We start from the raw sequence: 26710 nt of genomic DNA, 5'->3' as shown, positions 1-26710 counted from the left end.
GGGTGTGTCCATGATGCGTCTGTCCAGGCCCGCCTTGTCCAATCCATTGTCCGTGGTCTGGGACGGTATGGCGCTGGCCACAGTTTCGCGGGCCGTCGGTGAACGTTTCCGGCTCCTCCGGCGTCGTAGGACGGGACACGGGGGAGGGGAGGCGCTGTGCTGCGCAGAAAACCGAGGGGTCGGCCGGACGACCCCCTGGAAGCGGCCGTCGAGGACCGGGTGCGGGCCGTGCTGTCGCTCGGCGGGGTGCCGTACGCGGATCTGCCGGACGGCGTGCAGCAGGTGCGCCTGCGGTTGCTGGAGCGGGCCGCGAAGGGGCAGGAGGCGCCCCGCGACGTCTCGGCCTGGGCGGCGGTCGTCGCCTCGAACCTCGCCATGGACTGGCACCGGGCGCGGGCCCGCCAGGCGCGGCTGGGGGAGCGTCTTGCGGCGCTGCGGCAGGAGGACGGGCGGGACGCGGCGGACACGCGTGTGCTGTCGATGGCGGTGGCGCAGGGGCTCGACCAGCTGCCGGACGAGCAGCGGCAGGTGGTCGTGCTGCGGTTCTACGCGGATCTGCCGGTGCGGGACATCGCGGCGGAACTGGGGGTGCCCGAGGGCACGGTCAAGAGCCGCCTGCACACGGCGGTGCGGATGCTGCGGGTGCGGCTGCGCGAAGGGGAGGTGGTGTGACATGAACGACGCTGCGTCCGAGGACCGGCTGCTGATGCTGGCCGTGACCGGAGAGCCCCTGCCACCCGACGACCCCGACGCGACGGCGGTCGCGGCGGATGTGGCGCTGCTGCGGGAGCAGGTGCGGGGGCTGGGGGATGCGCTGGCGTCCCGCCGGGGTGCGGAGTCGGGGCTGGGGTCAGGGCCGGAGCCGGCGGCGGGGTCTGGGCCGGTGTCGCGGCCCGTGGCGGTGCGTCGTCGGCGTCCGCTGCGGGTCGCGGTCGGGGGGCTCGTGGCGGCCTGTGCCGTCTCGCTCTTCGGGGGGCTTGTGTGGCTCGGGGTGAGTGCGCCGGGGGGCGGGGGTGACATGGGGGCGTCCGACAAGTCGGCGGCCCAGGACGGCGGCGGTAAGTCGGACACCTCTTCCTCCTCGCTCGCGATGCACATCGCGTGTTCGCGGGTCCTGGTGGAGGGCCGGGTGGTCAGTGTCACGCCGCGGGCCGACGGCGACGTGCGGGTCGTCCTCGACGTCGAGCGCTACTACCGGCCCGAACGGTCACCACGGGACGAGCCCACGACGACCGTCACCCTCGACGGTTCGGCCCGCCAGGACCTCAAGCCCGGCACGTACACCCTGATCCGGGTCCCGGTTCACCCTGAGGATGACCAGGACTGGAAGACGGGCCGGGGCGTGGCCGACACCCGCAGGGACATCCTGCGGGCGCTGCCGGAGGCCCGGGGGCTGGACTGCGCCACATAAAGCCCCGCTCTTTCCAGCCCCGCCGGCGATTGAGGCGCGGGGCTTGGGGCGGTGCCCCATTTCAGCCCCGCCGGCGTTTGAGGCGCGGGGGCCGGGGCGGAGCCCCGAGGCCGGGACGGCGGAAGGGGCGGTCACCCGCAGGTGGCCGCCCCCCAGATCCCGCTCAGCCGGAGGCTACGGCGTGACCTTTTCGATCTTGACGCTGCCCGCGCCGGCGGCAACGCCCCGCTCGTTCAGCAACTGCACCTGACCGAAGAACTCCCGCCCCTCGGGCGCCGCGGCCGCCGCGACTACCTGTGCGGAGACGGAGGTCGAGGCGCCGGTCGCCAGGGACACCGGCTTCGACTCGTCGACCTTCACCGTGCCCAGCGCGGGCGCGAAGAAGACGTCGACGTAGTCGTACTCCGTCGAGCCGGACGGCACCGAGTACCCGTCGACCTGCACCGTGTACGTACCGGCGGCCGGCTTCGCGATGCTCACGGACTCCTCGGAGTCACCGTCGGCGGAGGATCCGACGACCTTGCCCGCCGCGTCGAGAACCGTGAGGTCGAGGTCGGCGGCCTGGTCCGAGACGTTGCCGATGGTGACGTCCAGCTTGTCGGCCCCCTCGGGAACCTCGACCGTCGACGTCTGCGACGCCCCGTTCGCGATCGTCGGCCGCGCCGTCTTCGACGAACCGAGCGCACCGCCCTTCAGCTTGCCGCCGTTGATGGCCGCGAACTTGTTCGCCACCTTCCACGAGACATCGGCGGGCGTGCCCACCTTCGCCTCGGGCAGCGTCTGCACCGCCGGGTCGAAGTCCGCGCCGAACACGGCGACGTCCAGCGTGTACGGGTTGTCGAGCACCGGCGACGTACGCCGCGCCTCGACCTCGATCTCCCAGACGCCCGCCTGCGGCGCATCGTACGAACGCAGGTCGGGACGGCAGCCGTTGCCCGAACCGTCCCCGTAGTTCGGGTAGCAGTTCGGCGTCGACGTCGTGTCGACCGGAACGCCGTACGGGTGGATGGAGATGAAGCGGGTCTGGCTCTTCGCGGCGAGCCCGCCCATCCGCACCTCGAGCGACTTCGCGCCCTCCGGCACCGTCACGAAGTACGACTTCGTGCTGTTGCGCTGCACCGAACCCTTCGCCTGGTACGTGTACTTGACCGGCGACGAGACGACGGCCGTCGCCATGATCTGCTGGTCGACACCCTCCGTCTTCGGGTCGTCGACGCGCAGGATCGCACTGCGCAGCCCGGCCGAGGACGGCTTCGCCGCGACCTTCACGGTGACCGGCTTGTTCAGCGGCAGGTAGACGGTGCTCGAACCGACGACGGAGAACGTGTCGCCCGAGTTGTTCTTCAGCGACAGCCTGTGCGCCACCGGCTTCGACGAGCCCGACGTACGCGTGACGGTGACCTCGTACGTCTTCTTCTGCCCGGCCTTCAGGCCGCCCTCGCGGTCGTAGATGCCGGTGCCGAAGCCCGGCGTCTTCAGCTGGTCGTCGAGAGCGGTGTCGACGGGCGCCTTCACCGTGTACGTGTGGGCGCTCGCCTTGTCCTCAATGGAGTCCCACGCGTCGACGATGTCGATGAGGCCGGAGCCCTCCGCGTACGCCTGCTCGCCCGAGATGTGCTTCGCGGTCGAGGTGAGCGCGGTGCGCAGCTTCGCGGGCGACAGGGACACCTTCTGCTGCTTGGCCGCCGAGATCAGCAGCGCGCTCGCGCCCGCCGCCTGCGGCGAGGCCATCGAGGTGCCCTGGAGCATCGAGTAGCCGGCGGGAAGCGAGTAGCCCGCCTCCGGGGTCGGCGAACCCGGCAGCCAGGTCTGGGTGGAGTTGATGGCCGCGCCGGGGGCCGTGATGAGCGGCGCGAAGCCGCCGTCCTCACGCGGGCCGCGCGAGGAGAACGGCATCATGGCGTACGACTTCTCGACCTGGGAGCCGTAGTTGGCGGCCCAGGTCTCCTTCGAGATGGACGCACCGACGGACAGCACCTTGTCGGCGAGGCCCGGGTCGCCGATGGTGTTCGCGCCGGGGCCCGAGTTGCCCGCGGAGATCACCAGCTGCACGCCGTACTCGTCGATGAGACGCGTGTAGAGCAGCGCGCGGGCGTTGGCGCCGTCGTTCAGCGCGGGAAGCCCGCCGATCGACATGTTGACGATGTCGACGCCGCGCTTCGTCACGAGGTCGATCATGCCCTCGGTGAGCGCGACGTTGGTGCAGCCGCCGGTCCAGGTGCAGGCCCGCGAGGAGACCAGCTTGGCGCCGGGAGCGGCACCGTTCATGTTCTTGTTGCCCAGCAGGCCGTTGGCCGCGGTGATGCCCGCGACGTGCGTGCCGTGCTCGGACTCGATGACGCCGATGTTGACGAAGTCGGCCTTCTTGCCGACCCAGTCACCGCCGTACGGGTCCATGGGGACGTCCTTGCGGAACTCCACCACGAACGGCTGGCGCTCGACGACATCGGTGGACGGGTTGTCCTTGCCGAAGTAGCCGACCTGGTGGCCGTCCTTGTACGGCTTCATCGGGGCGTCGTCGGTGAAGTCGGCGTTGTCGTTGAGGTCGACGGTCACCGTCCCCTTGGCGGCGTCGTACAGCACACCCCACTTGTCGGTGGTGTCGCCGTCCCGGTTCGCGTCGCCCTTCGCGTCGCCGCCGGTCGTGGCGGACTCGGCGAAGGTGGAGATCCCGTACGAGCCCGAAGCGGCCTTGTACGTACGGCCGTTGTACGTGAACGTCGGCCCGCTCACGTTGGTGACCATCGGGCGCCACGTCGCGTCGCCGTCCACGATCGGGTCGGTCGCGGTGACCCAGTCGACGATCTTGCGGTCGCCGGTCGTGGTCTTCTGCAGCGCCGGGTGACCGAGGTCGACACCCGAGTCGAGGATGCCGATGGTGGTGCCGCGGCCGTCCGCCTTCGGGTGCTGCTTCACGAAGTCGACGGCGCCCGTCTCGAAGGACGGGTTGTACGGGTTCTTGGCGGGGGTGTCCTTGCCGGGCCCGCTGTACGAGGCGGTGGCCTTGGCCGCGGAGGCCTTCGCGCCCTTGGCGGTGTCGGCGGACGGCGTCGGATCGTCGAGCGCGATCTCCTGACGCAGGTCGATGCCGCGCACGGAGCCGAGCTTCTCGGCGGACCGGATCGCGGAATCGGCGCGGCCCGTCGGCACGGTCGCCCGTACGTAGCCGAGCTTGTCGTAGGTGCGGCCCACGGAGCCGCCCTTGACGGCGTCGAGCTGCTCCGCGACCTGCTCGGTCTGTCCGGGGGTGGTCGCGACCATCATGGTCACGTTCTTCGTGCCGTCGGCCTTGGCGTCGGCGAGCAGCTCGGCGTCGTGCGCGCCGAGCTTGTCGCTGGCGGACTTCGGTGTCGGGGCGGGGTCCGCGTCCGCTGCGAAGGCCATGGGTATCGGCCCGGTCGCGGTGAGCGCGGCCACGAGTCCCGCGGCCGCCGCGAGCCGGGCCGCGCGTCTCGCGCCGGATATGGGGGCGCGTTGGGGATCGGTGGTCATCTGCATCCCTGTACGTAAATGGAGAAAGGAATCCGGATTTCGGTGCCGGATGACCGCTCAGCTTTACGTAAGTGACCACAGTTTGGGGAGAGTTGCCCGAGCCGGGAACTCGCCATGGCGTACTTCCGCCATGCGCCATCCCGCCCAAACCGTGACGGGTCCGGCAACGCGCGTAACACCTGCACCCGGGCGCGGATGCCTCTAGCGTCAGGGGATGAACAAAGAGCTGAGGGTGGCGGCCTACGCCGTGTGCGTCAGAGAGGGGCAGGTGTTGCTCGCCCGCTGGATCGCGGGGGACGGAAGTAAACGGTGGACCCTGCCCGGCGGCGGCATGGACCACGGCGAGGACCCCTACGACACGGTGATCCGCGAGGTCGACGAGGAGACCGGCTACGTCGTCGACCCGGTCGTCCTCCTCGGCGTCCACTCCGTGCTGCGACGCTACCCGCGCAAGCTCGGCAAGATGGCCGACTTCCACGGTCTGCGTCTCGTCTACGAGGGGGTGATCACGGGAGGTTCCCTGCGCCACGAGGAGAACGGCTCGACCGACATGGCGGCATGGCACGACCTCACGGCGGTCCAGGACCTCCCGAGGGTGGAACTGGTGGACGTGGGCCTCCACCTCTGGCGCACCCGCCCACCATCGGGCCACGTTTCCCCGTAACGCCTCCCCCGATGCGGCGCACCCCGGACGGCGGGCCCGGACCCTTCCCCGAAAGGTGAACACCGCGTGACCGGTAGGGCGCCCCGGGCCCACCCTCGTGTGACCATGCGGCGCTCGCCCACCCACCCCGAGATCCACGTACGGTGATCGGCGCTACGCGTTGCGTCGCCGTTCACGCGCAGGTCACCCCCACTGCCAACGATCCAGTACGGAAGGGCCGTTCGACCGGACCGGCCCGGCCGTCACTGTCGACGCGTTCGTACTCGGGGAGACCGCGCCATGCCGCGCATACGCTCTGTCACCACAGCCGCCGCAGAGATCGACCGCCGCGCATTCCTGACCGCGACCGGCGCGGTGACCCTCTCTGCCGGCATCGGATACGCCCTCGGCCCCGCGGGCGGCACCAGCGCCGCCGCCCACCAGGCCGCTGCCCACCCGGCCGCCGCCCCCGCACGGGCGATGTCCCGCAAGGCGCCCGCCGCCCCCCTCGCCCCCTACACCCGCGGCACCACCCTCGCCGCCGTCGCAACCGCCGCCGCAGCAGGCACCGGCTACCGCCGCCTGGGCGACGGCCCGGCCTGGACCCGCGTCGTCCGCACCGAACTCGGCTCAGCCCGGGGCGACCGCGAGGCCAAGCGGAAGCCGCTCGCCGCGTTCGTCCAGTTCACCGACCTCCACCTGGTCGACGTACAACACCCCCTGCGGTACGAGTACTTGAGGTCGCAGACCGCGAGCGCCTGGCGACCGCAGGAGGCGCTGAGCGTCGCCGGGGCCGTCGCCCTCGTGGAGCGGGTGAACGCCCTGCGCGGCGCCCCCGTCACCGCCTCGCCGCTGCACTTCGTGATGACGACGGGCGACAACACCGACAACAACGCCCGCTCCGAACTCGACTGGTTCCTCAAGGCGATGAGCGGCGGCCGCATCAGCCCCAACACCGGCGACCCCCGCCACTACGAGGGCGTCCAGAACAGCGGGCTTCCCCTCTACTGGCAGCCGGACGCGGCCTTTCGGGACGGCGACAAGCGGGACCACGGCTTCCCCCGCATTCCCGGCTTCCTGGACGCCGCGATCTCCGAACTGCAGAGTCCCGGCCTGAACGTCCCCTGGTACTCCACGGTCGGCAACCACGACTCGCTGCCCGGCGGCTGCTACGCGCCCGCCGACCCGTACTTCGCCGAATTCGCTGTGGGCGACCGCAAGTTGATGGACCTCGACACCGCCACGGGCAAGGCGATCTGGGACAACGTACAGAACGGCGGGGACCCGAAGGGCAAGGCGTTCAAGGAGCTGCTCGTCTCGCACAAGCGGAAGATGCGCCGGGTGACGCCCGACGAGTCGCGCGCCCCGTTCACGCCGGTCGAGTACGTCGCGGCCCACCTCGACCCCGCGCACATGGGTCCTGGCCCGATCGGCCACGGCTACACCCAGGCCAACCTGGCCGACGCGACGCAGCACTACGTGTTCCGGATCTCCGACGACGTCCTCGGCATCAGCCTCGACACCACGGACCCGGCCGGCCACTACGAGGGCTCGATCGGCTCGTCCCAACTGGACTGGCTGAAGCGCGAGTTGAAGGCCGCCGAGCGGCGCGGCGACCACGTCCTCGTCTTCTCCCACCACACCTCAAAGACGATGCGCAACCTCCGCGAGGACCCGGACCGCCCCGGCGAAGCGCGGCACGGCGGCGAGGAGTTGACCGCCCTGCTCGCCGCCCACCGCCCCGTCCTCGCCTGGGTGAACGGCCACAGCCACAAGAACGACATCACGCCACATGCGGGCACCGGCGACGGCACCGGCTTCTGGGAGATCTCCACCGCGTCCCACGTCGACTTCCCGCAGCTCGCCCGCATCATCGAGGTCGCCGACAACCGCGACGGCACGCTGTCCGTCTTCACGACGCTCATCGAGTCCTCGGCCCCGCACCGCACCGACTTCACGGACCTCACGCAGACGGGCCTCGCCGGCCTCTACCGCGAGCTCTCCTTCAACGCGCCCGGCTCGCGCGCCACGCTCTCCGGCACCCCGGGCGACCGCAACACCGAACTCGTCCTCAGGAAGGGCTGATTACGGCCCAACCGTCCGACACCCGCTCAACTCCCGCACTCACCCCCGAAGTCCCTCCGCTCGAACGCGATCCCACGGCACCGCAACGGAGGAGACACATGCTGAAGCGCACGGCCCTGCTGGGGGCGGCGACGGTACTGGCGATGACGACCGGGGCGCTCGCCACGCCGACCCTCGCATCGGGCCCGGCCCGCGACGACCACCGAGCCACCCAGCGGGCCATGGACGCCGCCGTACGCGAGGGCGTCCCCGGCGTCACCGCTCAGGTCCGCGACAAAGGCCGTACGTGGAAGGGGACTTCGGGCGTCGGAAACGTCGCCACGAACAAGCCGCGCGGCGCCCACGACCACTACCGCGTCGGCTCCGTCACCAAGACGTTCGTCGCCACGGTCCTCCTCCAGCTGGAGGCCGAAGGGGAGCTGGACCTCGACGACAGCGTCGAGCACTGGCTGCCCGGACTCGTCAGGGGCGACGGATACGACGCCGACCGCATCACCCTGCGCCATCTGCTCAACCACACCAGCGGCATCGCCGACTACCTGGAGGACGAGCGGTTCTACGAGACGTACATGACCAAGAACTTCCTCCATCACCGCGACGTCACCTTCGCGCCGGAGGACCTCGTACGCGTCGGCGTGCGCAACAAGGCGCGCTTCGACCCGGGAGGCGGCTGGGACTACTCCAACACCAACTACACGCTCGCCGCCATGGTCATCGAGAAGGCGACGGGCCACCCGTACGGGGACGAGATCGAACGCCGCATCATCGAGCCCCTGAACCTGCACGCCACGAAGGTCCCCGGCACCGACCCGCACGTGCCGCGCCCCGCCTCCCTGGCGTACTCCAAACTGCGCGACAGCGCCGGGCCGACGTACGAGGTCACCGAGTTCAATCCGAGCGGCTCCTTCGGATCCGGCGAGATCATCTCCGACTCCGCCGACCTGAACCGCTTCTACACCGCCCTGGTACGCGGCAAGTTGCTGCCGCCCGAGCAGATGAAGGAGATGCGGACCACGGCGCCGGGCGGCACCCATGGACCGGACTCCGCCTACGGCCTCGGCCTGCAACGCATGAAGCTGGAGTGCGGCACCGTCGTGTGGGGCCACGGCGGCGGCATCCACGGTTCGGAGTCGCTCGTCCTGACGACGCCCGACGGCGGCCACTCCCTCGCCCTCAACTTCAACGGCGACTGGGCGGGCGACATGATGAAGGTCGCCCAGGCGGAGTTCTGCCCCAAGTAGCCCGTCCGCTCATCGAGGCAGGACCACGACGTACGCCGCCGGGTCCCGGTCACCGGAAGCCATCAACGCGGTCCGCACGATGGCGGCCTGCTGCTCGATCGACTCGCGCAGCTTCTTCGGGGAGATGTGCACGACGGTGATCCCGAGCCGCTCCAGGTGCTCCCGCTTACGGGCGTACTCGCTCCACAGCGCGTCGTCGTCCTGGCGCGGCGCCCGGGTGTCCAGCTCCACGGCGACGGAGTGGTCGGGCCAGAAGGCGTCGACGCCGCCGAGGTGCGGGCCGCCCGGCAGCCGCAGATCCACGTTCCACACGGGGTCGGGCAGCCCGTGCTCGCGCACCATCGCGTACAGCCGGTCCTCGGCGATGGTCCGCCCCTCGGCGAGCAGCGAGTCGACGGCGTCGATGACGTGCGGCCTGGTCAGCAGCCGGGCCTGGGACAACTCCCGTACGACGGCGGCCGGTTCGCAGTGCCCGCCGCGTACGGCCTCGGTGAGCAGCCGCCGCACGGCGCTCGCGTCGGACAGCCGGGCCACCGCGTCGGCGAGGGCCCGCGGCACGGGGACGACCGGAACTCCGTTCAGCTGTACGGGAGTCGGCAGGGCAGTGGTGCGGATCAGCCGCGCGAAGGCGGTGGAGCGCAGCCGCCGGGTGCGCGGGACGAGCACGTCGATGTGGTCGAGCGCGGACAGCGGGGGAGCGGCGGAGAAGCCGTGCAGCGTGAGGGCGGCGAGCCCGGTGACCATGGTGTCGGAGTACGCCGGGCGGCCGGGGGCGTGCTGCGTGGGCACCCCGTCCGGGCGCCCGCGCCGCTCGGGGGCCCGCCCCGAGTACATCAGCACGGCGTGCAGCCGCTCCTCGTCGCCGGCCGGGCCGGGGTGCAACAAGTACACACCTGGCAGCAACTGCTGCCAGGCCCCACCGGCCCGGCACTGCTCTGACACGGCGGCGGCGCCCACACCGTGAGCCTTCAGCTGCGCGGCGCTCATCAGCTGCCGCTGGTTCTGGTCGAGGTGGCGCAGGGGGCGGGGCGACAGCGGGGCGGGGGTGTTCTGGTTCATGACCCGGCCATTCCCGCCCAAGAACCCCCCACTAACCGCTGTTACACCCCCGTAGAAAACTCCGGACATCGTCGCCCTAAAGGTCCCCCGCCGATCTGCCGAAAAGACCAGGCGGCACCGGGGGTTACGGCCCCGTTTGCCAGCGTTCAGTAACACCACTTAAGCCCCGCCGGCGATTGAGGCGCGGGGTCCGGGGCAGAGCCCCGAGGCCGAAACCCCGGGGTACCGCAACCGCTCGACTACCTGCCCGCAGCGACTACCTGCCCGCAGCCCCGTCACACGCCTGCCCCCGCAGCGCCCGCGCCAAGTCGTCCCGCGCCTCAAGCACCAGCCTCCGCAACGCCGGCGCCGCCTGCTCATGCCCGGACAGCCACGCATCCGTCGCATCCAGCGTCGCCTGCGAGTCCTGCAACCCGGGGAACAGCCCCCGCACCACATCCATCCCGATCTGGATCGACCGCTCGCCCCACACCCGCTCGATCACCGCGAAGTACTTCTCCGCGTACCCCGCGGTGAGCGCCCGCTGCGACGGCTGCTGGAACCCCGAAATCGTGGCCTCCACCAGCGCGTTGCTCAGCGCGTCCGACTCCACGACCTGCGCCCAGGCCTGCGCCTTCACGGCCTCCGACGGCCGCGCCGCGAGGCACCGCACCTGGTGCCGCTTGCCGGAGGCGGTGTCGTCCCGCGCCAGTTCCGCCGCCAGTACGCGCTCGTCCGCGGCCCCGTACGTCGCGAGCGTCTCCAGGAACGCCCACCGCAGCTCCTGGTCGACGTCGAGCCCGTCGATCTTCGCGCCGCCGGAAACGTCCAACAGCCCCTGCAACAGCTGCAGATCGGCCTCGCTGGAGGCGACCGCACCGAAGAAGCGCGCCCACGTCAACTGGTGCTGGCTCCCCGGCTCCGCGATCCGCAGCTCCTTGAGCGCGCCCTCGGCGAGCAGCCGCCCGCCGGTCTCGCGCCACTCGGGCACCGCGTAGTGCACGAGCGCGGAGCGCGCCCACGCGTGCAGCATCTGGAGCACGCCGATGTCGGACTCGCGGCCCGCGAACCGCAGCACGAGATCGATGAAGTCACGCGCGGGCATCAACGCGTCCCGCGTCGCGTTCCACAGCGCCGACCAGCACAGGGCCCGGGCCAGCGGGTCGGAGATGTCCCCGAGGTGGTTCCGCAGCGTCGCCAGCGAACCCTCGTCGAACCGGATCTTGCAGTACGTGAGGTCGTCGTCGTTGACCAGCACCAGCTCCGGAGCCTCGGCCCCGGCCAGCTCGCCCACGACCGTCCGCGGCCCGTCCACGTCGACCTCCGCGCGCGCGTACCGCTCGACGGCGCCGCCGGCCGCACGCCGGTACAGGCCCACGGCCACCCGGTGCGGCCGCAGCTCGGGGTGCGACTCGGCGGCCTCCTGTACGACCGCCAGCTCGGTGATCCGCCCCTCGGCGTTCAAAATGACCTGCGGCGTAAGGGAGTTGACGCCCGCGGTCTGAAGCCAGGACCGCGACCAGGTCGCCAGGTCGCGCCCGCTCGTCTCCTCGAGGGCCGACAGCAGATCGCCCAGCTCGGTGTTCCCGTAGGCGTGCCGCTTGAAGTACCGCCGCGCGCCTTCCAGGAACGCGTCCCGCCCGACGTACGCGACGAGCTGCTTCAGCACCGACGCGCCCTTGGCGTACGTGATGCCGTCGAAGTTGAGCTTCGCGTCCTCCAGGTCCCGGATGTCGGCCGTGATCGGGTGCGTGCTCGGCAGCTGGTCCGCCCGGTACGCCCACGACTTCCGGTTGTTGGCGAAGGTGATCCAGCCGTCCGTGAACCGCGTCGCCTCCACCATCGAGAACGCGCCCATGAAGTCCGCGAAGGACTCCTTCAGCCACAGGTCGTCCCACCAGCGCATGGTGACGAGGTCGCCGAACCACATGTGGGCCATCTCGTGGAGGATCACGTTCGCGCGCCGCTCGTAGGACGCCTGCGTGACCTTCCCGCGGAAGATGAACTCCTCGCGGAAGGTCACCATCCCCGGGTTCTCCATGGCGCCCAGGTTGTACTCGGGCACGAACGCCTGGTCGTACTTCCCGAAGGGGTACGGGTAGTCGAAGTTGTCGTGGAAGAAGTCGAGGCCCTGCTTGGTCACCGTGAAGACGTCGTCGGCGTCGAAGTACGGGGCGAGCCCCTTGCGGCACATCGCGCCGAGCGGGACGACGAGCTTCGACCCGTCCTCGAAGGTCCGCTCGTACGAATCCGTCACGTAGTGGTACGGCCCGGCGACGACCGCCGTGATGTACGTCGAGATCGGCTTGGTCTCGGCGAACTGCCAGACGCCGTCGACCAGTTCACCGACGCCGTTCGACCACGCGGTCCAGCCCTCCGGGGCTTGCACGCTGAAGCGGTACGGCGCCTTCAGGTCGGGCTGCTCGAAGTTCGCGAACACGCGGCGCGCGTCGGCGGGCTCGTACTGCGTGTAGAGGTAGACCTCGCCGTCCTCGGGGTCGACGAAGCGGTGCATGCCCTCACCCGTACGCGAGTACGCGCACTGGGCGTCGACCACCAGCTCGTTGTCCTCCGCCAGGCTCTCCAGGTGGATGCGGTTGCCGTCGAACACGGCCGCCGGGTCGAGGTCCTCGCCGTTCAGCGACACGGCCGTCACGGACGGGGCGATGAGGTCGACGAACGTGGCCGCCCCCGCCTCGTTCGACCGGAACCGGATCGTGGTCACGGAACGGAAGGTGCGCGGCCCGTCGCCGGCGAAGTCGCCGACCGCGGAGCGCAGGTCGAGCGACACCTCGTACCCGTCGACGGACAGCAGACCCGCCCGCTCGCGGGCCTCGTCGCGGGACAGATTCTCACCGGGCACGGCGGCACTCCTTTGTGACGTAACTGTTCAGCCGCCTACGATCCTCGCACGCGGCTGTGACACCGGACATCGGGGAATGGACCGGGCACGGGCCGCGTTGCCGCTGCCGAGACCACCCGGTGAATCTTGAGGAGAACCATGTCCGAGAAGACCCCCGTCGACTTCTGGTTCGACCCCCTGTGCCCCTGGGCCTGGATGACCTCGCGCTGGGTCCTGGAGGTCGAGAAGGTCCGCGACATCAAGGTCCGCTGGCACGTGATGAGCCTCGCGGTGCTCAACGAGCCGCGCCTCGACGAGCTGCCCGAGGAGTACCAGGAGATGATGCGCACCCAGGCCTGGGGCCCGGTCCGTGTCGTCATCGCCGCGCAGCAGGAGCACGGCGCGGAGGTCCTCGGCGACCTCTACACCGCGCTCGGCACGCGTATCCACAACCGCGGCGAGGGCCCCACGAAGGAGGCCGTCGCCGGCGCCCTGGACGAGGTCGGCCTGCCCGCCTCGCTCCTCGACCACTGGGACGCCACCAAGTACGAGGACGAGCTCCGCGCCTCGCACAAGGAGGGCATCGACAAGGTCGGCCAGGACGTCGGCACGCCGGTCATCGCGGTGCCGGGAGCCGACGGCAACCAGATCGCCTTCTTCGGCCCCGTCGTCACCCCGGCGCCCAAGGGCGAGGAGGCGGCCAAGCTCTGGGACGGCACGCTCCTCGTGGCCTCGGTCCCGGGCTTCTACGAAATCAAGCGCACGCGCACGGTGGGCCCGATCTTCGACTGATCTAGTCGTCGTCGAAGCCCTCTGGGAGCTGATGATTCTGGCTTTCGGCGTGGTAGTACCGGATGGTGCGACAGCCCTCGCGCTTGCACCTCCACCAGTCGTTGGTGAAGGTCACGTCGTGCTCCGTCCGGAGCCAGTCGCTCTCCTTCGAGGTCACATGCCGGTGCTGCTCGTCGGACTTGCACGTGGGGCAGTGCCGCTCAACCTCCGTCGCCATGCACCCACGTTCCCCCGGAACCGCCCGTACCGACAGACCCCCGTGAGTCACATCCTCACGGGGGTCCGTCGTTTCCACCGCCCGCCGACGTGAAGGTTGAGAAGACGATCACGAGGCGGGACGCTTCACGGCGTCACGGCACCAGCAGCAGGTTGTACGCCCGCTCCTTCGCGGCCGCGTACCGCTTGGCCACGTCCTGCCAGTTGACGACCCGCCACATCGCCTCGATGAAGTCGACCTTCTGGTTCTTGTACTGCAGGTAGAACGCGTGCTCCCACGCGTCGAAGACGAGGATCGGGGTCGAGCCCTGGCCGACGTTGCCCTGGTGGTCGTAGATCTGCTCGACGATGAGCCGCCCGCTCACCGGCTCGTACGCGAGGACGCCCCAGCCGGATCCCTGCGTGGTGGCCGCGGCCTTCGTCAGCTGCGCCTTGAACCCGGCGAAGGAGCCGAAGGACTCGGTGAGCGCGTCGGCCAACTCGCCCACGCCGTCCGCCGCGAGCGGCTCGCCGCCACCGTCACCCGTCATGTTGTGCCAGTAGATGCTGTGCAGGATGTGGCCGGAGAGGTGGAAGGCCAGGTTCTTCTCCAGGCCGTTGATCGACCCCCACTGTTCCTTGTCGCGCGCCTCGGCCAGCTGCTCCAGGGTGTCGTTCGCGCCCTTCACGTACGCCGCGTGGTGCTTGTCGTGGTGCAGCTCGATGATCTGCGGGTTGATGACCGGCTCAAGCGCCGCGTAGTCGTACGGAAGCTCAGGAAGCGTGTACGTGGCCATGTCTCTCCGTGCCCTCCGACTGCTTATTGCAATTCTATTGCAAGTGCAGGCTAACAGCAGGAAGGTCGGGTGCAACGCGAAGGGCCCCCGGACCAAGTGGTCCGGGGGCCCTTCACGTTGAACTCGGTGCGGCTACTTCTTCTCCGCCAGCTTCTGCCGCGCGTACCCGACCGCCGCGAGGATGACCGCCAGGCCGCCCGAGAAGTACAGCTGGATCCGCGTGTCGTGCTCGCGGGCCATCAGGACGAAGACGGCGACCATGCCGACGAGCGCGATGATCGTGAGGTAGGGGTACGCCCACATCTTCACGACCAGCTTCTCCGGCGCCTCCCGCTCCAGCTTGCGGCGCAGCACCAGCTGGGAGACGGCGATGAAGAACCAGACGACGAGGATGATCGCGCCGATGGTGTTGAGCAGCCAGGCGAAGACGTCGTCCGGACGCCAGTAGCTGAGCAGCACGCACACGAAGCCGAAGACCGCCGACAGCAGCACCGCGAACCGCGGCACCCCGTTCGTGACCTTGCCGATGACCTTCGGGCCCATGCCGCGGGCGACCAGCGAGGCGGCCATGCGGGAGGCGCCGTAGATGTTGGCGTTCATGGCGGAGAGCAGCGCGACGAGGATGACCACGTTCATGATCTGGCCGGCCGCGGGCACGCCCAGGTAGTCGAGCGTGGCGACGTACGGACCCTTGGTCGGGATCTCCTTCGCGGTCCACGGCAGCAGGACCACGACGACCGCCATCGAGCCGACGTAGAAGAGGGCGATGCGCCACATTGCGGTGCGGACCGCCTTCGCGACGCCCTGCACCGGGTGCTCGGACTCGGCGGCGGCGATCGTCACCGTCTCCAGACCGCCGTACGCGAAGACCGACGCGAGCAGGCCGACGATCAACCCCTCCGTGCCGTTCGGCATGAAGCCGCCGTGGCCGGTGAGGTTGGACATGCCGGGGGCGTCGACGTCGGGCAGCACGCCGAGGATGGCGAGGACGCCGATGACGAGGAAGAGCACGATCGCGCCGACCTTGAGCGCGGCGAACCAGAACTCGAACTCGCCGAAGTTCTTCACGGCCGACAGGTTCGTGATCGTGAACAGCAGCATGAAGAGGGCGACCCAGGCCCACTCGGGCACGCCCGGCACCCAGCCGTGCACGATGCCCGCCGCGCCGATGCCCTCCAGGCCGACGGCCACGCAGAGCAGGAACCAGAAGGACCAGCCCGCGGTGAATCCGGCCCACGGCCCGATGCCCCGCTCGGCATGCACGGAGAACGATCCGGAAGCCGGGTAAGCGGCCGACATCTCGCCCAGCATGCGCATCACGAGCATGACGAGCGCGCCGGATATCGCGTAGGCGAGGATGATCGAGGGGCCCGCGGCGGCGATCGCGGTGCCGGAGCCGACGAAGAGGCCCGCGCCGATCACGCCGCCGAGCGCGATCATGGAAAGATGGCGCTGCTTGAGGCCGTGCGACAGCGACGGCTCGGCCGGCGCCTGCTCGTCCGGCCGCGCGTCCGCACTCTCTGCGGTGGACTGCGCTGAGTTCCCAGACATGGGTGTGCCCTGTTCAGTAGCGGTGACGGTCCTGAAGGTCCTGACGGTCCTGGCGTAAACGGTGCGTAAAACCGCCACAGTGTCAGGGCGCGGCCCGCTCAGAGGGAATAGGTTTCCGGTATACGGACACGACGCTCACACGCCGCAATGATCATGTCGACGTTCGGTGAACGCACGAACACCACTCAGGCACGCCGTGCGCGCAACTCCCGTACGCCCGCGACCGCGAGGACCAGCAGCGTCGCCCCGGTCGACCACATCAGCTGCGGCCGCGCCGTGTCGTCGGTCAGCATCAGGCCGAAGACCGCGGCCATCGCGGCGATCGCCACCCAGGTCAGCCAGGGGAACGCCCACATCCTCAACACGAGGCGCTCGGGGGCCTCCTGCTCGATGCGCCGCCGCAGCCGCAGCTGCGACACGGCGATCAGCGCCCACACGAACAGCAGCACCGCGCCGACCGAGTTGAGCATGTAGAGGAAGATCGTGTCCGGCCACTCCAGGTTGAGCAGGACCGAGATGAAGCCGAAGGCCACCGAGGCCAGGACCGCGCGGCGCGGCACCCCGCCACCGCTCACCTTCAGCAGCGACTTCGGCGCCTCGTCGCGCTCGGCCAGCGAGAAGATCATGCGCGAGGAGCCGTAGAGGTTGGCGTTCAGCGCGGAGAGCAGCGCCACGAACACCACGATGTTCATGATCTGCGCCGCCGACGGGACGCCGATCGAGTCGAGCACGGTGACGTACGGGCTGATCCCCGCCTTCTGCTCCGTCCAGGGCAGCACGGTCACGATGACCAGCATCGAACCGACGTAGAAGAACAGGATCCGGAACACCGCGCTGCGCACCGCGCGCGCCACCGAGCGGGCCGGGTCCTCGGACTCGGCGGCCGCGATCGTGACGACCTCCAGGCCGCCGAACGCGAAGACGACCGCGAGGACACCGGAGATGACACCCTCCCAGCCGTGCGGCAGGAACCCGCCGTCGCCGGTCAGATGGGTGAGACCGACTGGATCGGTGTCGGGGAGGATCCCGAAGATCGCGAGGGCGCCGAGCACCAGGAACGCGATGATCGCGAAGACCTTGAGGGCCGCGAACCAGAACTCGAACTCGCCGAAGTTCTTCACCGCCGTCAGGTTGGCGACGGTGAACACGACCATGAAGAGCAGCACCCACGCCCACTGCGGGACGCCCGGCACCCACCCGTTCGCGATCTGCGCCGCGCCCGTCGCCTCGACGGCGAGCACCACCACGAGCATGAACCAGTAGAGCCATCCGGCGGTGAACCCGGCCCACCGGCCGAGCGCCCGCTCCGCGTGCACCGAGAAGGAACCGGACGCGGGCATCGCGGCGGACATCTCGCCGAGCATCCGCATCACCAGCATCGCGAGCGCGCCCGCGATCAGGTACGAGACGACGATGCCGGGCCCCGCGACCGCGATACCGGCTCCCGAGCCGACGAACAGGCCCGCGCCGATGACCCCGCCGAGGCCGAGCATCGTGAGGTGGCGCTGCTTCAGCCCGGCGGAGAGTGGTTCGTCTTGCATGGGGCTTCAGCCGTTCTCGGATGTGCGGGTCGCGCGGGCGTGCGCGGTTTGGCGGGAACCTACAGTCTCCCGTTCAAGCACCTCCGCACGCAAAACGGACTCTCCCAGTGACGAGCATCACCTTGTACGAGGTGTAGCTGCCGTTGTTTGTTCAGAGCCCACCAACCCGATGCGGGGGCCTTTGTCGACCGGCGACCGTGATCGCCTCAACTCCCCTGGGATAGCGTCACAAAGTCCTGCCCTGCCCGACCGCAAGGTCTCTTAACTGAACGCGGAGTCCCCATGAGCACCGCCGCTGTCACGACCGCCCGTCCGGGCAAGGTCCTGGCCGACCTCCTGCCCGCCTCCCGCACGAAGTCCGCCGTGGCCTTGAAGAGCACGGCGCTTGTCCTCGGTGGCGCCGCCCTCACCGGCATCGCCGCGCAGATCGCGCTCCCGGTCCCGGGCTCGCCGGTGCCGGTGACCGGTCAGACCTTCGCCGCGCTGCTCGTCGGCACCGCGCTCGGCGCCCGCCGCGGCTTCCTCGCGCTCGCCGTCTACGCGCTCGCGGGCATGGCCGGCGTGCCGTGGTTCGCGGAGGGCGGCTCGGGCATGGCGATGGCCTCGTTCGGTTACGTCATCGGTCTGATGCTGGCCTCGGCCGCGGTCGGCGCGCTCGCCCGGCGCGGCGCGGACCGCTCGATGCTGCGCACCGCAGGCACGTTCCTGCTCGGCGAGGCCATCGTCTACGCGGTCGGCGTCCCGTACCTGGCGCTGTCCACCGGGATGGGCCTCACGGCCGCGATCGCCGCGGGCCTCACCCCGTTCCTGATCGGCGACGTCCTGAAGGCGGCCCTGGCGATGGGCGCGCTGCCCGCCGCCTGGAAGCTCGCCGACAAGTAAGCACCTAGCCCGCGCCCGGGTCGGTCCTGCGGGTCCACCACAGGCCCGCCCCGCCGGCGGCCATCAGAGCCGCGCCGACCGCGCCCAGCGGCAGCGCGGCGTCACCGACGCCGGTCGACGGCAGGTTCTCCTGATCGTCGCCCCCGCCGCCCCCGCCCTTGTCGCTGTTGTCGCCCGCGGGGGCGGCCGGCTTGTTCTCCGTGTTGAGCAGCAGCGGTGTGACGGGCGCGTTCGGCGAGGGGCTCGTCGTGCCGAACGGCACCGGGCCCTGCTGCCAGAACGTCTTCTTCGTGTCCCCGCTCTGCACCGGCAGACAGATCTTCCCGGTCTTTTCGAGATCGAATGTCGCGGCGACCTTGTACGACTGTGTCTTTCCCGCCTTGAGGTTGTCGATGGGGCAGGAGAATCCGCTGTTGGAACCCTTCGGCAGCTTGTTCTCCGGAATCGCGGTGCAGTTCGGAACATCCTTCACCACGAGCCCGTCGAACCCCACCACGGCCAGGAATATCCGGCCGCTTCCCTTGCTGCCCTGATTGCTGACGCTCGCGATCAGATTCTGCGTCTCGCCGGTCGAGTTGTCGGCCGAGATCTGCTTCGGCAGCGCCGTGGTCAGCTTCACGCCCGAGGGCGCCGCGTCCACCGGCTTTCCCCCCTCACCACTGCCCGGACCAGGCCCGTCGTCCGCGAGCGCGGCCCCCGGCAGCACCATGAACGCCGTCACGGCGGCCGCGCACAGCGACCCGGCGATTTTGACCTGACGTCGTGAACCCATGCTCATCGTCCCCCTAGGTATTTCCGCTTCCCCCAACCGCGGCCGAATTCGCGGCACTTGAAGAGGTACCACAAGATTTCTCCGCACTATGCTGGGGCGGCGTGAAGTGTCGACGTTGTGTGCCGGGGGTGCAGTCGATTGCCTGGAAATACAAGCGGAGGCGTTCAGGGATTACTGGTGGCGTCCCGCTACCGCCTGGACGAATCCATAGGCCAGGGTGGAATGGGGCGCGTGTGGCGCGCGGTGGACGAAATGCTCGACCGCCGGGTCGCCGTCAAGGAAATGCGCGTCGACGGCCTCGACCCCGAGGACGCCCGCACCCGCCGCGAGCGCACGCTGCGCGAGGCCCGCGCCACCGCCCGCATCGACCACCCGGGCGTGGTGCGCGTCTATGACGTCGTCGACGAGGGCGAACGTCTGTGGATCGTCATGGAGCTGGTCGACGGCCGCTCCCTGGAGCAGCTGCTCGTCGACGACGGGCCGTTGCCGGCGGACGAGGTCGCGCGGATCGGTCTGAGCCTGGCCGGAGCGCTGCGCCAGGTGCACGCGGGCGGCGTGCTGCACCGGGACATCAAGCCCGGCAACGTACTGATGGAGCGCGTGGGGCAGCGTCGCGTCATGCTCACGGACTTCGGCATCGCCGCGATGCAGGACGCCAAGGCGCTCACCATGGTCGGGATGCTGGTCGGCTCGCCCGACTACATGGCCCCGGAGCGGGTCTCGGGCCGGCCGCAGGGCCCGCCGTCCGACCTCTGGTCGCTCGGGGCGACACTCTGCGCGGCGCTCGGCGGCAGCTCGCCGTTCTCCCGGGAGACGACCCTCGCGACCCTGCACGCCGTCCTCCACGAGGAACCACAACTGCCGTACGCGGCCGGGGACCTGGAGCCGCTCCTGGCGGCCCTGCTGACGAAGGAACCGGCGGAGCGCGCGGACCTGGACCAGGTGACGTGGGCGCTGACACTGCTGCCGACACGGACGCCGTCATCGACGCCGGTCACGACTCCGGCGCCGCCACCACCGGTCGAGCCCCCGGCGCCGCCCCCGCCCTCACCCCAGCGGCCTCCCGGCCCGAATCGCCGCCGGATCACGCTCGTCGCGACCGGGGGAGCGCTGACCGTGGGCCTCGCGGCGGCCCTCGCCCTCACACTGCCGAACGGGGACCCGAAGGCGGGCGGCTCGACACCCACGACGTCCCGCCCGCCCACCGTCGAGGGCACGTCCCGGCCGCCGACCGAGAGCCTCCCTGCCGGCGCGCGGCGGGAGGCGGGGTACGCATGGGTGCCGCCGAAGGGCTGGGAGCGGGTGGTGAAGACGGCGTCCGAGGTGCACTACACGTCACCGGACGGCACCCAGGAACTCGTCGCCCAGTCGGCCCTCGCGAAGGACGACCTCCTGGCCACGTGGCAGAAGTCCGAACGCGCCGCCCACCAGGGCCAGGACTACGAAAAGCTCCGCCTGACCCGCACCACGTTCCGCGGCCGCCCCGCGGTGGTCTGGGAGTACCTCTTCACTCTGAAGGGCGCCCGCTGGCACGCGGAACTCCTTGGCTTCGACCGCGGAAGCCGGTCCTTCCAGGTGGGGACGTGGTACCGCCCGGAGGTGGAGGGGCAGGCGCGGAAGACGTACGAGCGCGTGAAGTCGACATTCACTCCGCTCGGTACTTCTGACGGCTGAAATCCGGGCAGCGTCAGGCCCGGACCAGCAAATTTAAGCCCCTGCGGCGATTGAGCAGCGGGGTCCGGGGCAGCGCCCCGTGACGCCGACCCCGGACCACCGGAACAGTTACCCGCGCCGCTGCAGGCGCTCGCGTACGAGCGCGAACCCCACGACGAACGCCGCAACGAGCAGCGACAGCAGAACCTGCTCCCGCCCCGCGTCATCCGTCAACATGTACACAAGCACGAACGAGATCATCGCGATCGTCGCCCACGTCAGATACGGGAACAGCCACATCTTGACGACCAGCTTCTCCGGCTGGTCCCGCAGAATCATCCCGCGCATCTTCAACTGCGTGAAGCAGATGACGAGCCACACGAACAGCGCGACGGCTCCGGAGGAGTTCAGCAGGAAGTTGAAGACGGTGTCCGGCCACTGGTAGTTGAACCAGACCGCGAGGAACCCGAAGACGACGGACCCGAGGATCGCGACCCGCGGCACACCACTCGACGTGGTCTTCGCGAACGCCTTCGGCGCGTCACCGCGCTGCCCGAGCGAGAAGGCCATACGGGAAGCGGTGTAGAGCCCCGAGTTCAGACACGACAGCACGGCCGTCAGCACGATGACGTCCATGACCTGCCCGGCGTGCGGGATGCCGATGGAGTTCAGAGCGGCCACGTAGGACCCCTCCTTGACGATCGACGGATCGTTCCACGGCAGCAGGGTCAGCACGACGAAGATCGAGCCCAGGTAGAAGATGCCGATACGCCAGATCACGGAGTTCGTGGCCTTGGTGACGGCCTTCTGCGGGTCCTCGGACTCACCGGCGGCGAGCGTGACGATCTCGGAGCCCATGAAGGAGAAGACGACCATCAGGACACCGGTGAGGATCGCTCCGGGCCCCTTGGGGAAGAAGCCGCCGGAGTCGGTGAGGTGTCCGAGCCCGGAGCCCGGGTTGTCGGAGCCGGGCAGCAGCCCGAACACGGCGAGCATTCCCACGATCACGAACGCCGCGATCGCGACGACCTTGATCCCGGCGAACCAGAACTCGAACTCTCCGTAACTGCCGACGGCCGCAAGGTTCACGACGGTGAGCACGACCATCACGATCAGCGCCCACCCCCACTGCGGGACGCCCGGTATCCAGCCGTTGAGGATCTTCGCCCCGGCGGTCGCCTCCACGGCGAGCACCACGACCCAGAAGAACCAGTAGAGCCAGCCGATGGAGAAGCCGGCCCAGCGGCCCAGGGCCTGGTCGGCGTAGGCGGAGAAGGAACCGGACGACGGCCGTGCGGCGGCCATCTCGCCCAGCATCCGCATCACGAAGACGACCATCGCGCCGACGAGGGCGTACGAGACGAGGATGGCGGGTCCCGCGGCGGCGATGCCGGAGCCGGAGCCGACGAACAGACCGGCTCCGATGACACCGCCGATGGCGATCATGGACAGGTGCCGGTTCTTCAGCCCTGCCTTGAGTCCGTCACCGTCGCCGCCGGTGGGCGGCGTACCGGAAGAGGCCCCGGTGGTGGGGGGCGACTGCGTGGTCATGCACTGGGTCCTTACGTTTGCGGTAAACGTGGGTTCGCATTCAACGCACCAGGTCGCCCGTGCGGAAGCTTTGAGTCCGGATTGTTGTCAAGGCCACGACGAGGCGCCCCGGCGGGCACCCGGAGGCGGCTACCCGGCGCGCGTCGTGCCACACTCGGACCCATGCGCGTGTACCTCGGCTCGGATCATGCCGGCTACGAACTCAAGAACCACCTGGTCGAATGGCTCAAGGCCCACGGCCACGAGCCCGTCGACTGCGGGCCCCACATCTACGACGCCCAGGACGACTACCCGCCGTTCTGCCTCCGCGCCGCGGAGCGGACGGCCGGTGACCCGGACGCCCTCGGCGTCGTGATCGGCGGCTCCGGCAACGGTGAGCAGATCGCCGCGAACAAGGTGAAGGGCGTCCGTGCGGCCCTCGCCTGGAGCGAGCAGACCGCTGCGCTGGGCCGTGAGCACAACAACGCGAACGTGATCTCCATCGGTGGGCGGATGCACACGGAGGAGGAGGCGACGAAGTTCGTCGAGATCTTCCTGGCGACGCCGTACTCCAACGAGGAGCGCCACCAGCGCCGCATCGACATGCTCTCGGCCTACGAGACGTCGGGCGTGCTCCCCGCGATCCCCGCGCACCACCCGCAGCAGGACTAGCCCCTCCGGGTCCGCACCCGCCCCGGGGTTACGCCCCCGGGGCGGAGCCATTCGAGCCCAGCGGCGGATGGGTATTTTGAGCCCCGCTCTGGTGACGAGAGCCAGCGGGGTATGGGGCAGAGCCCCAGATCAGCCCCGCTCTGGTGACGAGAGCCCGCGGGGTCCGGGGCAGCGCCCCGTGACGTCAACCACGGCCAGCCGAAAGGAACCGGCGTGCCCGAAGGCCACACGATCCACCGCCTCGCCCAGGACCACGCCACCCGCTTCGCCGGCCGCAAGGCCACCGTGACCAGCCCCCAGGGCAAGTTCTCCGACGCGGCAGCGCTCCTCACCGGCCAAGAACTCACCCGCACCGAGGCCATCGGCAAGCACCTCTTCCTCGGCTTCGGCGACGAGGGCGCCTGGATCCACATCCACCTCGGCCTCTTCGGCAAGTACACCTTCGGCGCGACCCCCGCCCCGCCCCCCACGGACACCGTCCGTCTGCGCCTCGCGAACGACACCCACTACGCGGACCTCCGCGGCCCCACCACCTGCGCCCTCATCACGGACGCCGAGAAGCAGGCGATACACGACCGCCTCGGCCCGGACCCGCTGCGCCCCGGCGAGGACCCCACCCGCGCGTTCACCCGCATCTCCCGCAGCCGCACCACCATCGCCGCGCTCCTCATGGACCAGAAGGTGATCGCGGGCGTCGGCAACGTCTACCGCGCCGAGGTCCTCTTCCGCCACGGCATCGACCCGTACACCCCGGGCAGGAACCTCACCGAGCCCCAACTCCACGCCATCTGGGACGACTTGGTGGCGCTCATGCACGACGGCGTCCGCGCCAACCGCATCGACACCGTCCGCCCCGAGCACACCCCCGAGGCGATGAACCGCCCGCCGCGCGTCGACGACCACGGCGGCGAGGTCTACGTCTACCGGCGCGCGCACCGGCCCTGCCACCTGTGCGGCACCGAGATCCGCACGGCCGAACTGGCGGCCCGCAACCTCTTCTGGTGCCCGACGTGCCAACCGCCCCGTTAGAACCCGTGCGGCAGCCACGGCGCGACGGTCGAGCCGAACGCCACCGACGCCTCCGCGAGCGCTCCGGGCCGCAGCTCCCGCACCCGCCCGGCCCCGGCCAGCTCCATCAGTGACGCGTCACCGAGATAGGCCGCACCCAACTCCCGTACGGACAGGGCGAGATCGGCCGGCTCCTCGGTCCGCTTGCAGGACGCGCCGCCCTTCGCGTCGCCCGTGAGTCGCCAACGCCCCTCGTTCCAGGGGCAGAAGGCGTCCGCGACCTCGAACACGACGTCCACGGGCGTGAGATACGTACGCGCTTCGAGCGCCTCGCCCACCTCCACCAGACGTACGTGCATCGAGTCACGCACCCGTACGCCGCACCGCCGGATGTCGGAGACCAGCGAGAACAGCGGATCGTCCACGGGAAGGTTGCCGCACTCCACGGTCTCCGTCAGGTCGATGGAGCACAGGAACCGCCACAGCGCCGCGTACGCCGCGGGCTCGACCGCGGTCACCTCGCGCACCAGGACCCGGTTGCGATCCACCCCCTCCGCGGAGTCCGGCCGGACATGGAAGCGCGTGAACCCGACCGTCTCCCCGTCGCGTTCGGCCACGACGCACTGCAGCGGCGACGCCCCGTCCCGGTCCTGCTCCGGGTCGAGCAGCGGCAGCCGCTCCCAGCCGGGCGTCCGGGCGAGCATCCCGGGCCGCGTCCCCACGGTCCGCAGATACACGGACTCGCACCGCTCGGCGCCCTCCGCCGGCTCCACGTACCGCAGTCGCACCAGGTCGGCCTCTGCGGGCGCGTCGATCCGGACCTGCCGGGACTCGATGCGCACCGCGGCCTTACGGGTCCCGATGCCGTAGCCGAACCGCCCGTAGATGACGGGTTCGGACGCCGTGAGGACCGCCAGGGGCTCGCCCCACCTTCGTACGTCGTCGAGTTGACGGCGCATCATCGAGGTCAGGATGCCGCGCCTGCGGTGCGTCGCGGCGACGCTGACCATCGTCACGCCCGCCGCGGTCACGAACGCCCCGCCGGGCACCGCGACGCGGAACGGGAAGGCGCCGGCCGTACCCACGCACTCGTCCCCGTCCCACACTCCGAGGGAGCGGTCGAAGGAGGTCAGCTCCCGGTAGAGCCCGCGCTCCTCGGCCGCCTCGGCGACTCCGCCGAAGGCCCGCTCCAGCTTCCCGTACCAGTGGTCCCACTCGCTGTCCCGCAAGGTGCGCAGATCGGTCGCCATACGCCATCCCTACCAGGGCGGGCAGCGACGGGCGAGGGAATTTACCTCCCGTACCGGCGCTGACAGGGGTGCCCGGAAAGGGGGACAAGTGGGACCTCCCGTGCACAGGCCCTGACCCGGTGGATAGGGTCCACGAACAATGGCGCTACGACGAGAGCGGCGCGGGCGCAAACAGCGCGCGGAGGCCGATACGTTCCCGGCCCGGTTGAGAATGCGTGTCCACCGGGTCCGCACAGCCGTGCGCAAATCCGGAGTGGACTACTTCCGCGGGGACGGCTCCGACTGGATCGCGCTCGTCGGCCTGCTCATCACCATCCCGGTGATCGCCTTCGCCACCATCCTCAACCCGGTGTGGTGCGCGCCCGCCGTCCTCGTCCTGCCGATCGTCGCGGGCGGCCTGCTGCTGCGCCCCGCCAGCCTGCTCGGCCTGTACGCGGCGGCGGCCGCGGCGCTGATCGTGGAATCGTTCCAGCTGGGCCCCTACACGCAGCGCGCGGCCGGGGTCACGCCCGGCACCGTGCTCACGGTCGCGGCCTGCGGGTTCTTCGGCCTGCTCATCGCCCAGTTCCGCAGCCGGGTCGGCGTGCCCTGGCGGCGCGGCGGAACGATGCTCTTCGACCTGCGCGAACGTATCCGCACACAGAGCCGGCTGCCCAAGCTGCCGCCGGGCTGGCACCGCGAGATGGCGCTGCGCCCGGCGGGCGGCCAGTCGTTCTCCGGTGACTTCGTTGTCGCGGCCCGTACGAACAACGGCCGCACGCTGGAGGTCGTCCTCACGGACGTGTCGGGCAAGGGCATGGACGCGGCCAGCCGGGCCCTGCTGCTCGCCGGCGCCTTCAGCGGGCTGCTCGGCTCGCTGCCGCCGCACGCCTTCCTGCCGGCGGCCAACGGCTACCTGCTCCGCCAGGACTGGGACGAGGGCTTCGCGACCTCGATCCACCTCGTCCTGGACCTGGAGTCCGGGGACTACGAGCTGTACTCCGCGGGCCACCCGCCGGGCCTGCAACTCAGCGCGGGCACGGGCCGCTGGGAGGAGAAGGCGGCCGAGGGCCCGCTCCTCGGTGTCTACGACGGGGCCGAATTCGACGCCACGAAGGGGACGTTGCGCCCCGGTGACGTGCTGATGCTGTTCACGGACGGCCTCGTCGAGACCTCCGAGCGGGACATCAGCGAGGGCATGGACCGCCTCACCGGGGAAGCCGACCGGTATGTGACCGGCGGCTTCCACGGCGCGGCCTGGCACCTCATCGAGGCGGTGGCCAAGGACGTCAACGACGACCGGGCGCTGCTGCTGATCTGCCGGGACGCGTGAGGG

Annotated in this window: 21 protein-coding genes; 11 read left to right on the top strand and 10 right to left on the bottom strand. The window is 70.2% G+C overall.

Annotation, left to right across the window (positions count from 1 at the left end; genetic code table 11):
* Nucleotides 1-156: 156 nt before the first annotated feature.
* Together ACYSUO_RS10940 and ACYSUO_RS10935 are read left to right on the top strand one after the other, a co-directional pair.
* Nucleotides 157-672, top strand: coding sequence for a sigma-70 family RNA polymerase sigma factor (locus ACYSUO_RS10940; RefSeq protein WP_461775865.1), 516 nt, complete (start codon nucleotides 157-159; stop codon nucleotides 670-672).
* Nucleotide 673: 1 nt separating this feature from the next.
* Nucleotides 674-1411 (top strand): hypothetical protein, encoded by a 738-nt coding sequence (locus ACYSUO_RS10935; protein WP_461775864.1) that lies wholly within the window; start codon nucleotides 674-676, stop codon nucleotides 1409-1411.
* 174 nt (nucleotides 1412-1585) lie between these two features.
* On the opposite strand, the gene ACYSUO_RS10930 is transcribed toward ACYSUO_RS10935, so the two are convergent.
* Nucleotides 1586-4903, bottom strand: a complete 3318-nt coding sequence (locus tag ACYSUO_RS10930) for a S8 family serine peptidase (RefSeq protein ID WP_461775863.1) — start codon at nucleotides 4901-4903, stop codon at nucleotides 1586-1588.
* Between the two features lie 214 nt (nucleotides 4904-5117).
* Here ACYSUO_RS10930 and ACYSUO_RS10925 point away from each other — a divergent pair, with 214 nt between their 5' ends.
* From ACYSUO_RS10925 to ACYSUO_RS10915, 3 genes are all read left to right on the top strand, one after another.
* Nucleotides 5118-5567 (top strand): NUDIX hydrolase, encoded by a 450-nt coding sequence (locus ACYSUO_RS10925; RefSeq protein WP_461775862.1) that lies wholly within the window; start codon nucleotides 5118-5120, stop codon nucleotides 5565-5567.
* 279 nt (nucleotides 5568-5846) lie between these two features.
* Nucleotides 5847-7631 (top strand): TIGR03767 family metallophosphoesterase, encoded by a 1785-nt coding sequence (locus ACYSUO_RS10920; RefSeq protein WP_461775861.1) that lies wholly within the window; start codon nucleotides 5847-5849, stop codon nucleotides 7629-7631.
* Between the two features lie 98 nt (nucleotides 7632-7729).
* Nucleotides 7730-8872 (top strand): serine hydrolase domain-containing protein, encoded by a 1143-nt coding sequence (locus ACYSUO_RS10915; protein WP_461775860.1) that lies wholly within the window; start codon nucleotides 7730-7732, stop codon nucleotides 8870-8872.
* A 9-nt stretch (nucleotides 8873-8881) separates the two neighbouring features.
* Here ACYSUO_RS10915 and ACYSUO_RS10910 read toward each other — a convergent pair whose 3' ends face one another.
* Nucleotides 8882-9931, bottom strand: coding sequence for a hypothetical protein (locus tag ACYSUO_RS10910; RefSeq protein ID WP_461775859.1), 1050 nt, complete (start codon nucleotides 9929-9931; stop codon nucleotides 8882-8884).
* Nucleotides 9932-10187: 256 nt separating this feature from the next.
* On the bottom strand, nucleotides 10188-12773 hold the full coding sequence (pepN, locus tag ACYSUO_RS10905; protein WP_461775858.1) for an aminopeptidase N: 2586 nt from the start codon (nucleotides 12771-12773) through the stop codon (nucleotides 10188-10190).
* A gap of 138 nt (nucleotides 12774-12911) precedes the next feature.
* Between pepN and ACYSUO_RS10900 the strand changes: the two genes are divergently transcribed.
* Nucleotides 12912-13544: a mycothiol-dependent nitroreductase Rv2466c family protein gene (locus ACYSUO_RS10900; protein ID WP_426903631.1), complete on the top strand. Its 633-nt coding sequence runs from the start codon at nucleotides 12912-12914 to the stop codon at nucleotides 13542-13544.
* A gap of 1 nt (nucleotide 13545) precedes the next feature.
* Here the strand turns inward: ACYSUO_RS10900 and ACYSUO_RS10895 are convergent, their stop codons facing one another.
* The 4 genes from ACYSUO_RS10895 to ACYSUO_RS10880 form a co-directional block, all read right to left on the bottom strand.
* A complete protein-coding gene (locus ACYSUO_RS10895; RefSeq protein ID WP_461775857.1) occupies nucleotides 13546-13761 on the bottom strand; it encodes a hypothetical protein in 216 nt (71 codons plus the stop codon).
* Nucleotides 13762-13894: 133 nt separating this feature from the next.
* Nucleotides 13895-14536 (bottom strand): superoxide dismutase, encoded by a 642-nt coding sequence (locus ACYSUO_RS10890; protein WP_267070450.1) that lies wholly within the window; start codon nucleotides 14534-14536, stop codon nucleotides 13895-13897.
* A gap of 132 nt (nucleotides 14537-14668) precedes the next feature.
* Nucleotides 14669-16087, bottom strand: a complete 1419-nt coding sequence (locus ACYSUO_RS10885; protein WP_461775856.1) for an amino acid permease — start codon at nucleotides 16085-16087, stop codon at nucleotides 14669-14671.
* A gap of 185 nt (nucleotides 16088-16272) precedes the next feature.
* A complete protein-coding gene (locus tag ACYSUO_RS10880) occupies nucleotides 16273-17628 on the bottom strand; it encodes an amino acid permease (RefSeq protein WP_461775855.1) in 1356 nt (451 codons plus the stop codon).
* A gap of 282 nt (nucleotides 17629-17910) precedes the next feature.
* Between ACYSUO_RS10880 and ACYSUO_RS10875 the strand changes: the two genes are divergently transcribed.
* Nucleotides 17911-18510 (top strand): biotin transporter BioY, encoded by a 600-nt coding sequence (locus ACYSUO_RS10875; RefSeq protein ID WP_461775854.1) that lies wholly within the window; start codon nucleotides 17911-17913, stop codon nucleotides 18508-18510.
* 4 nt (nucleotides 18511-18514) lie between these two features.
* On the opposite strand, the gene ACYSUO_RS10870 is transcribed toward ACYSUO_RS10875, so the two are convergent.
* The gene (locus tag ACYSUO_RS10870) at nucleotides 18515-19282 is read right to left on the bottom strand and encodes an LPXTG cell wall anchor domain-containing protein (RefSeq protein ID WP_461775853.1); all 768 of its coding nucleotides are present in this window, start codon (nucleotides 19280-19282) and stop codon (nucleotides 18515-18517) included.
* A gap of 177 nt (nucleotides 19283-19459) precedes the next feature.
* Here ACYSUO_RS10870 and ACYSUO_RS10865 point away from each other — a divergent pair, with 177 nt between their 5' ends.
* Nucleotides 19460-20956 (top strand): serine/threonine-protein kinase, encoded by a 1497-nt coding sequence (locus ACYSUO_RS10865; protein ID WP_461775852.1) that lies wholly within the window; start codon nucleotides 19460-19462, stop codon nucleotides 20954-20956.
* Between the two features lie 108 nt (nucleotides 20957-21064).
* Here the strand turns inward: ACYSUO_RS10865 and ACYSUO_RS10860 are convergent, their stop codons facing one another.
* Nucleotides 21065-22486 carry an amino acid permease gene (locus tag ACYSUO_RS10860; RefSeq protein WP_461775851.1) on the bottom strand — a complete coding sequence of 474 codons (1422 nt, stop codon included), beginning with the start codon at nucleotides 22484-22486 and terminating at the stop codon, nucleotides 21065-21067.
* A 162-nt stretch (nucleotides 22487-22648) separates the two neighbouring features.
* On the opposite strand from ACYSUO_RS10860, the gene ACYSUO_RS10855 reads away from it, so the two are divergent.
* Nucleotides 22649-23137 carry a ribose-5-phosphate isomerase gene (locus ACYSUO_RS10855; protein ID WP_266719637.1) on the top strand — a complete coding sequence of 163 codons (489 nt, stop codon included), beginning with the start codon at nucleotides 22649-22651 and terminating at the stop codon, nucleotides 23135-23137.
* 213 nt (nucleotides 23138-23350) lie between these two features.
* Nucleotides 23351-24166, top strand: a complete 816-nt coding sequence (locus ACYSUO_RS10850; protein ID WP_461775850.1) for an Fpg/Nei family DNA glycosylase — start codon at nucleotides 23351-23353, stop codon at nucleotides 24164-24166.
* Here ACYSUO_RS10850 and ACYSUO_RS10845 read toward each other — a convergent pair.
* On the bottom strand, nucleotides 24163-25395 hold the full coding sequence (locus ACYSUO_RS10845; RefSeq protein WP_461775849.1) for a GNAT family N-acetyltransferase: 1233 nt from the start codon (nucleotides 25393-25395) through the stop codon (nucleotides 24163-24165). The genes ACYSUO_RS10850 and ACYSUO_RS10845 overlap by 4 nt on opposite strands.
* A gap of 139 nt (nucleotides 25396-25534) precedes the next feature.
* On the opposite strand from ACYSUO_RS10845, the gene ACYSUO_RS10840 reads away from it, so the two are divergent.
* The gene (locus ACYSUO_RS10840; RefSeq protein WP_266719643.1) at nucleotides 25535-26707 is read left to right on the top strand and encodes a PP2C family protein-serine/threonine phosphatase; all 1173 of its coding nucleotides are present in this window, start codon (nucleotides 25535-25537) and stop codon (nucleotides 26705-26707) included.
* Nucleotides 26708-26710: the final 3 nt, after the last annotated feature.

It is taken from the genome of Streptomyces sp. UC4497, from assembly GCF_054871485.1.
Note: the sequence above shows the minus strand (reverse complement) of the source record. Positions and strands in the feature narration are given on the sequence as shown.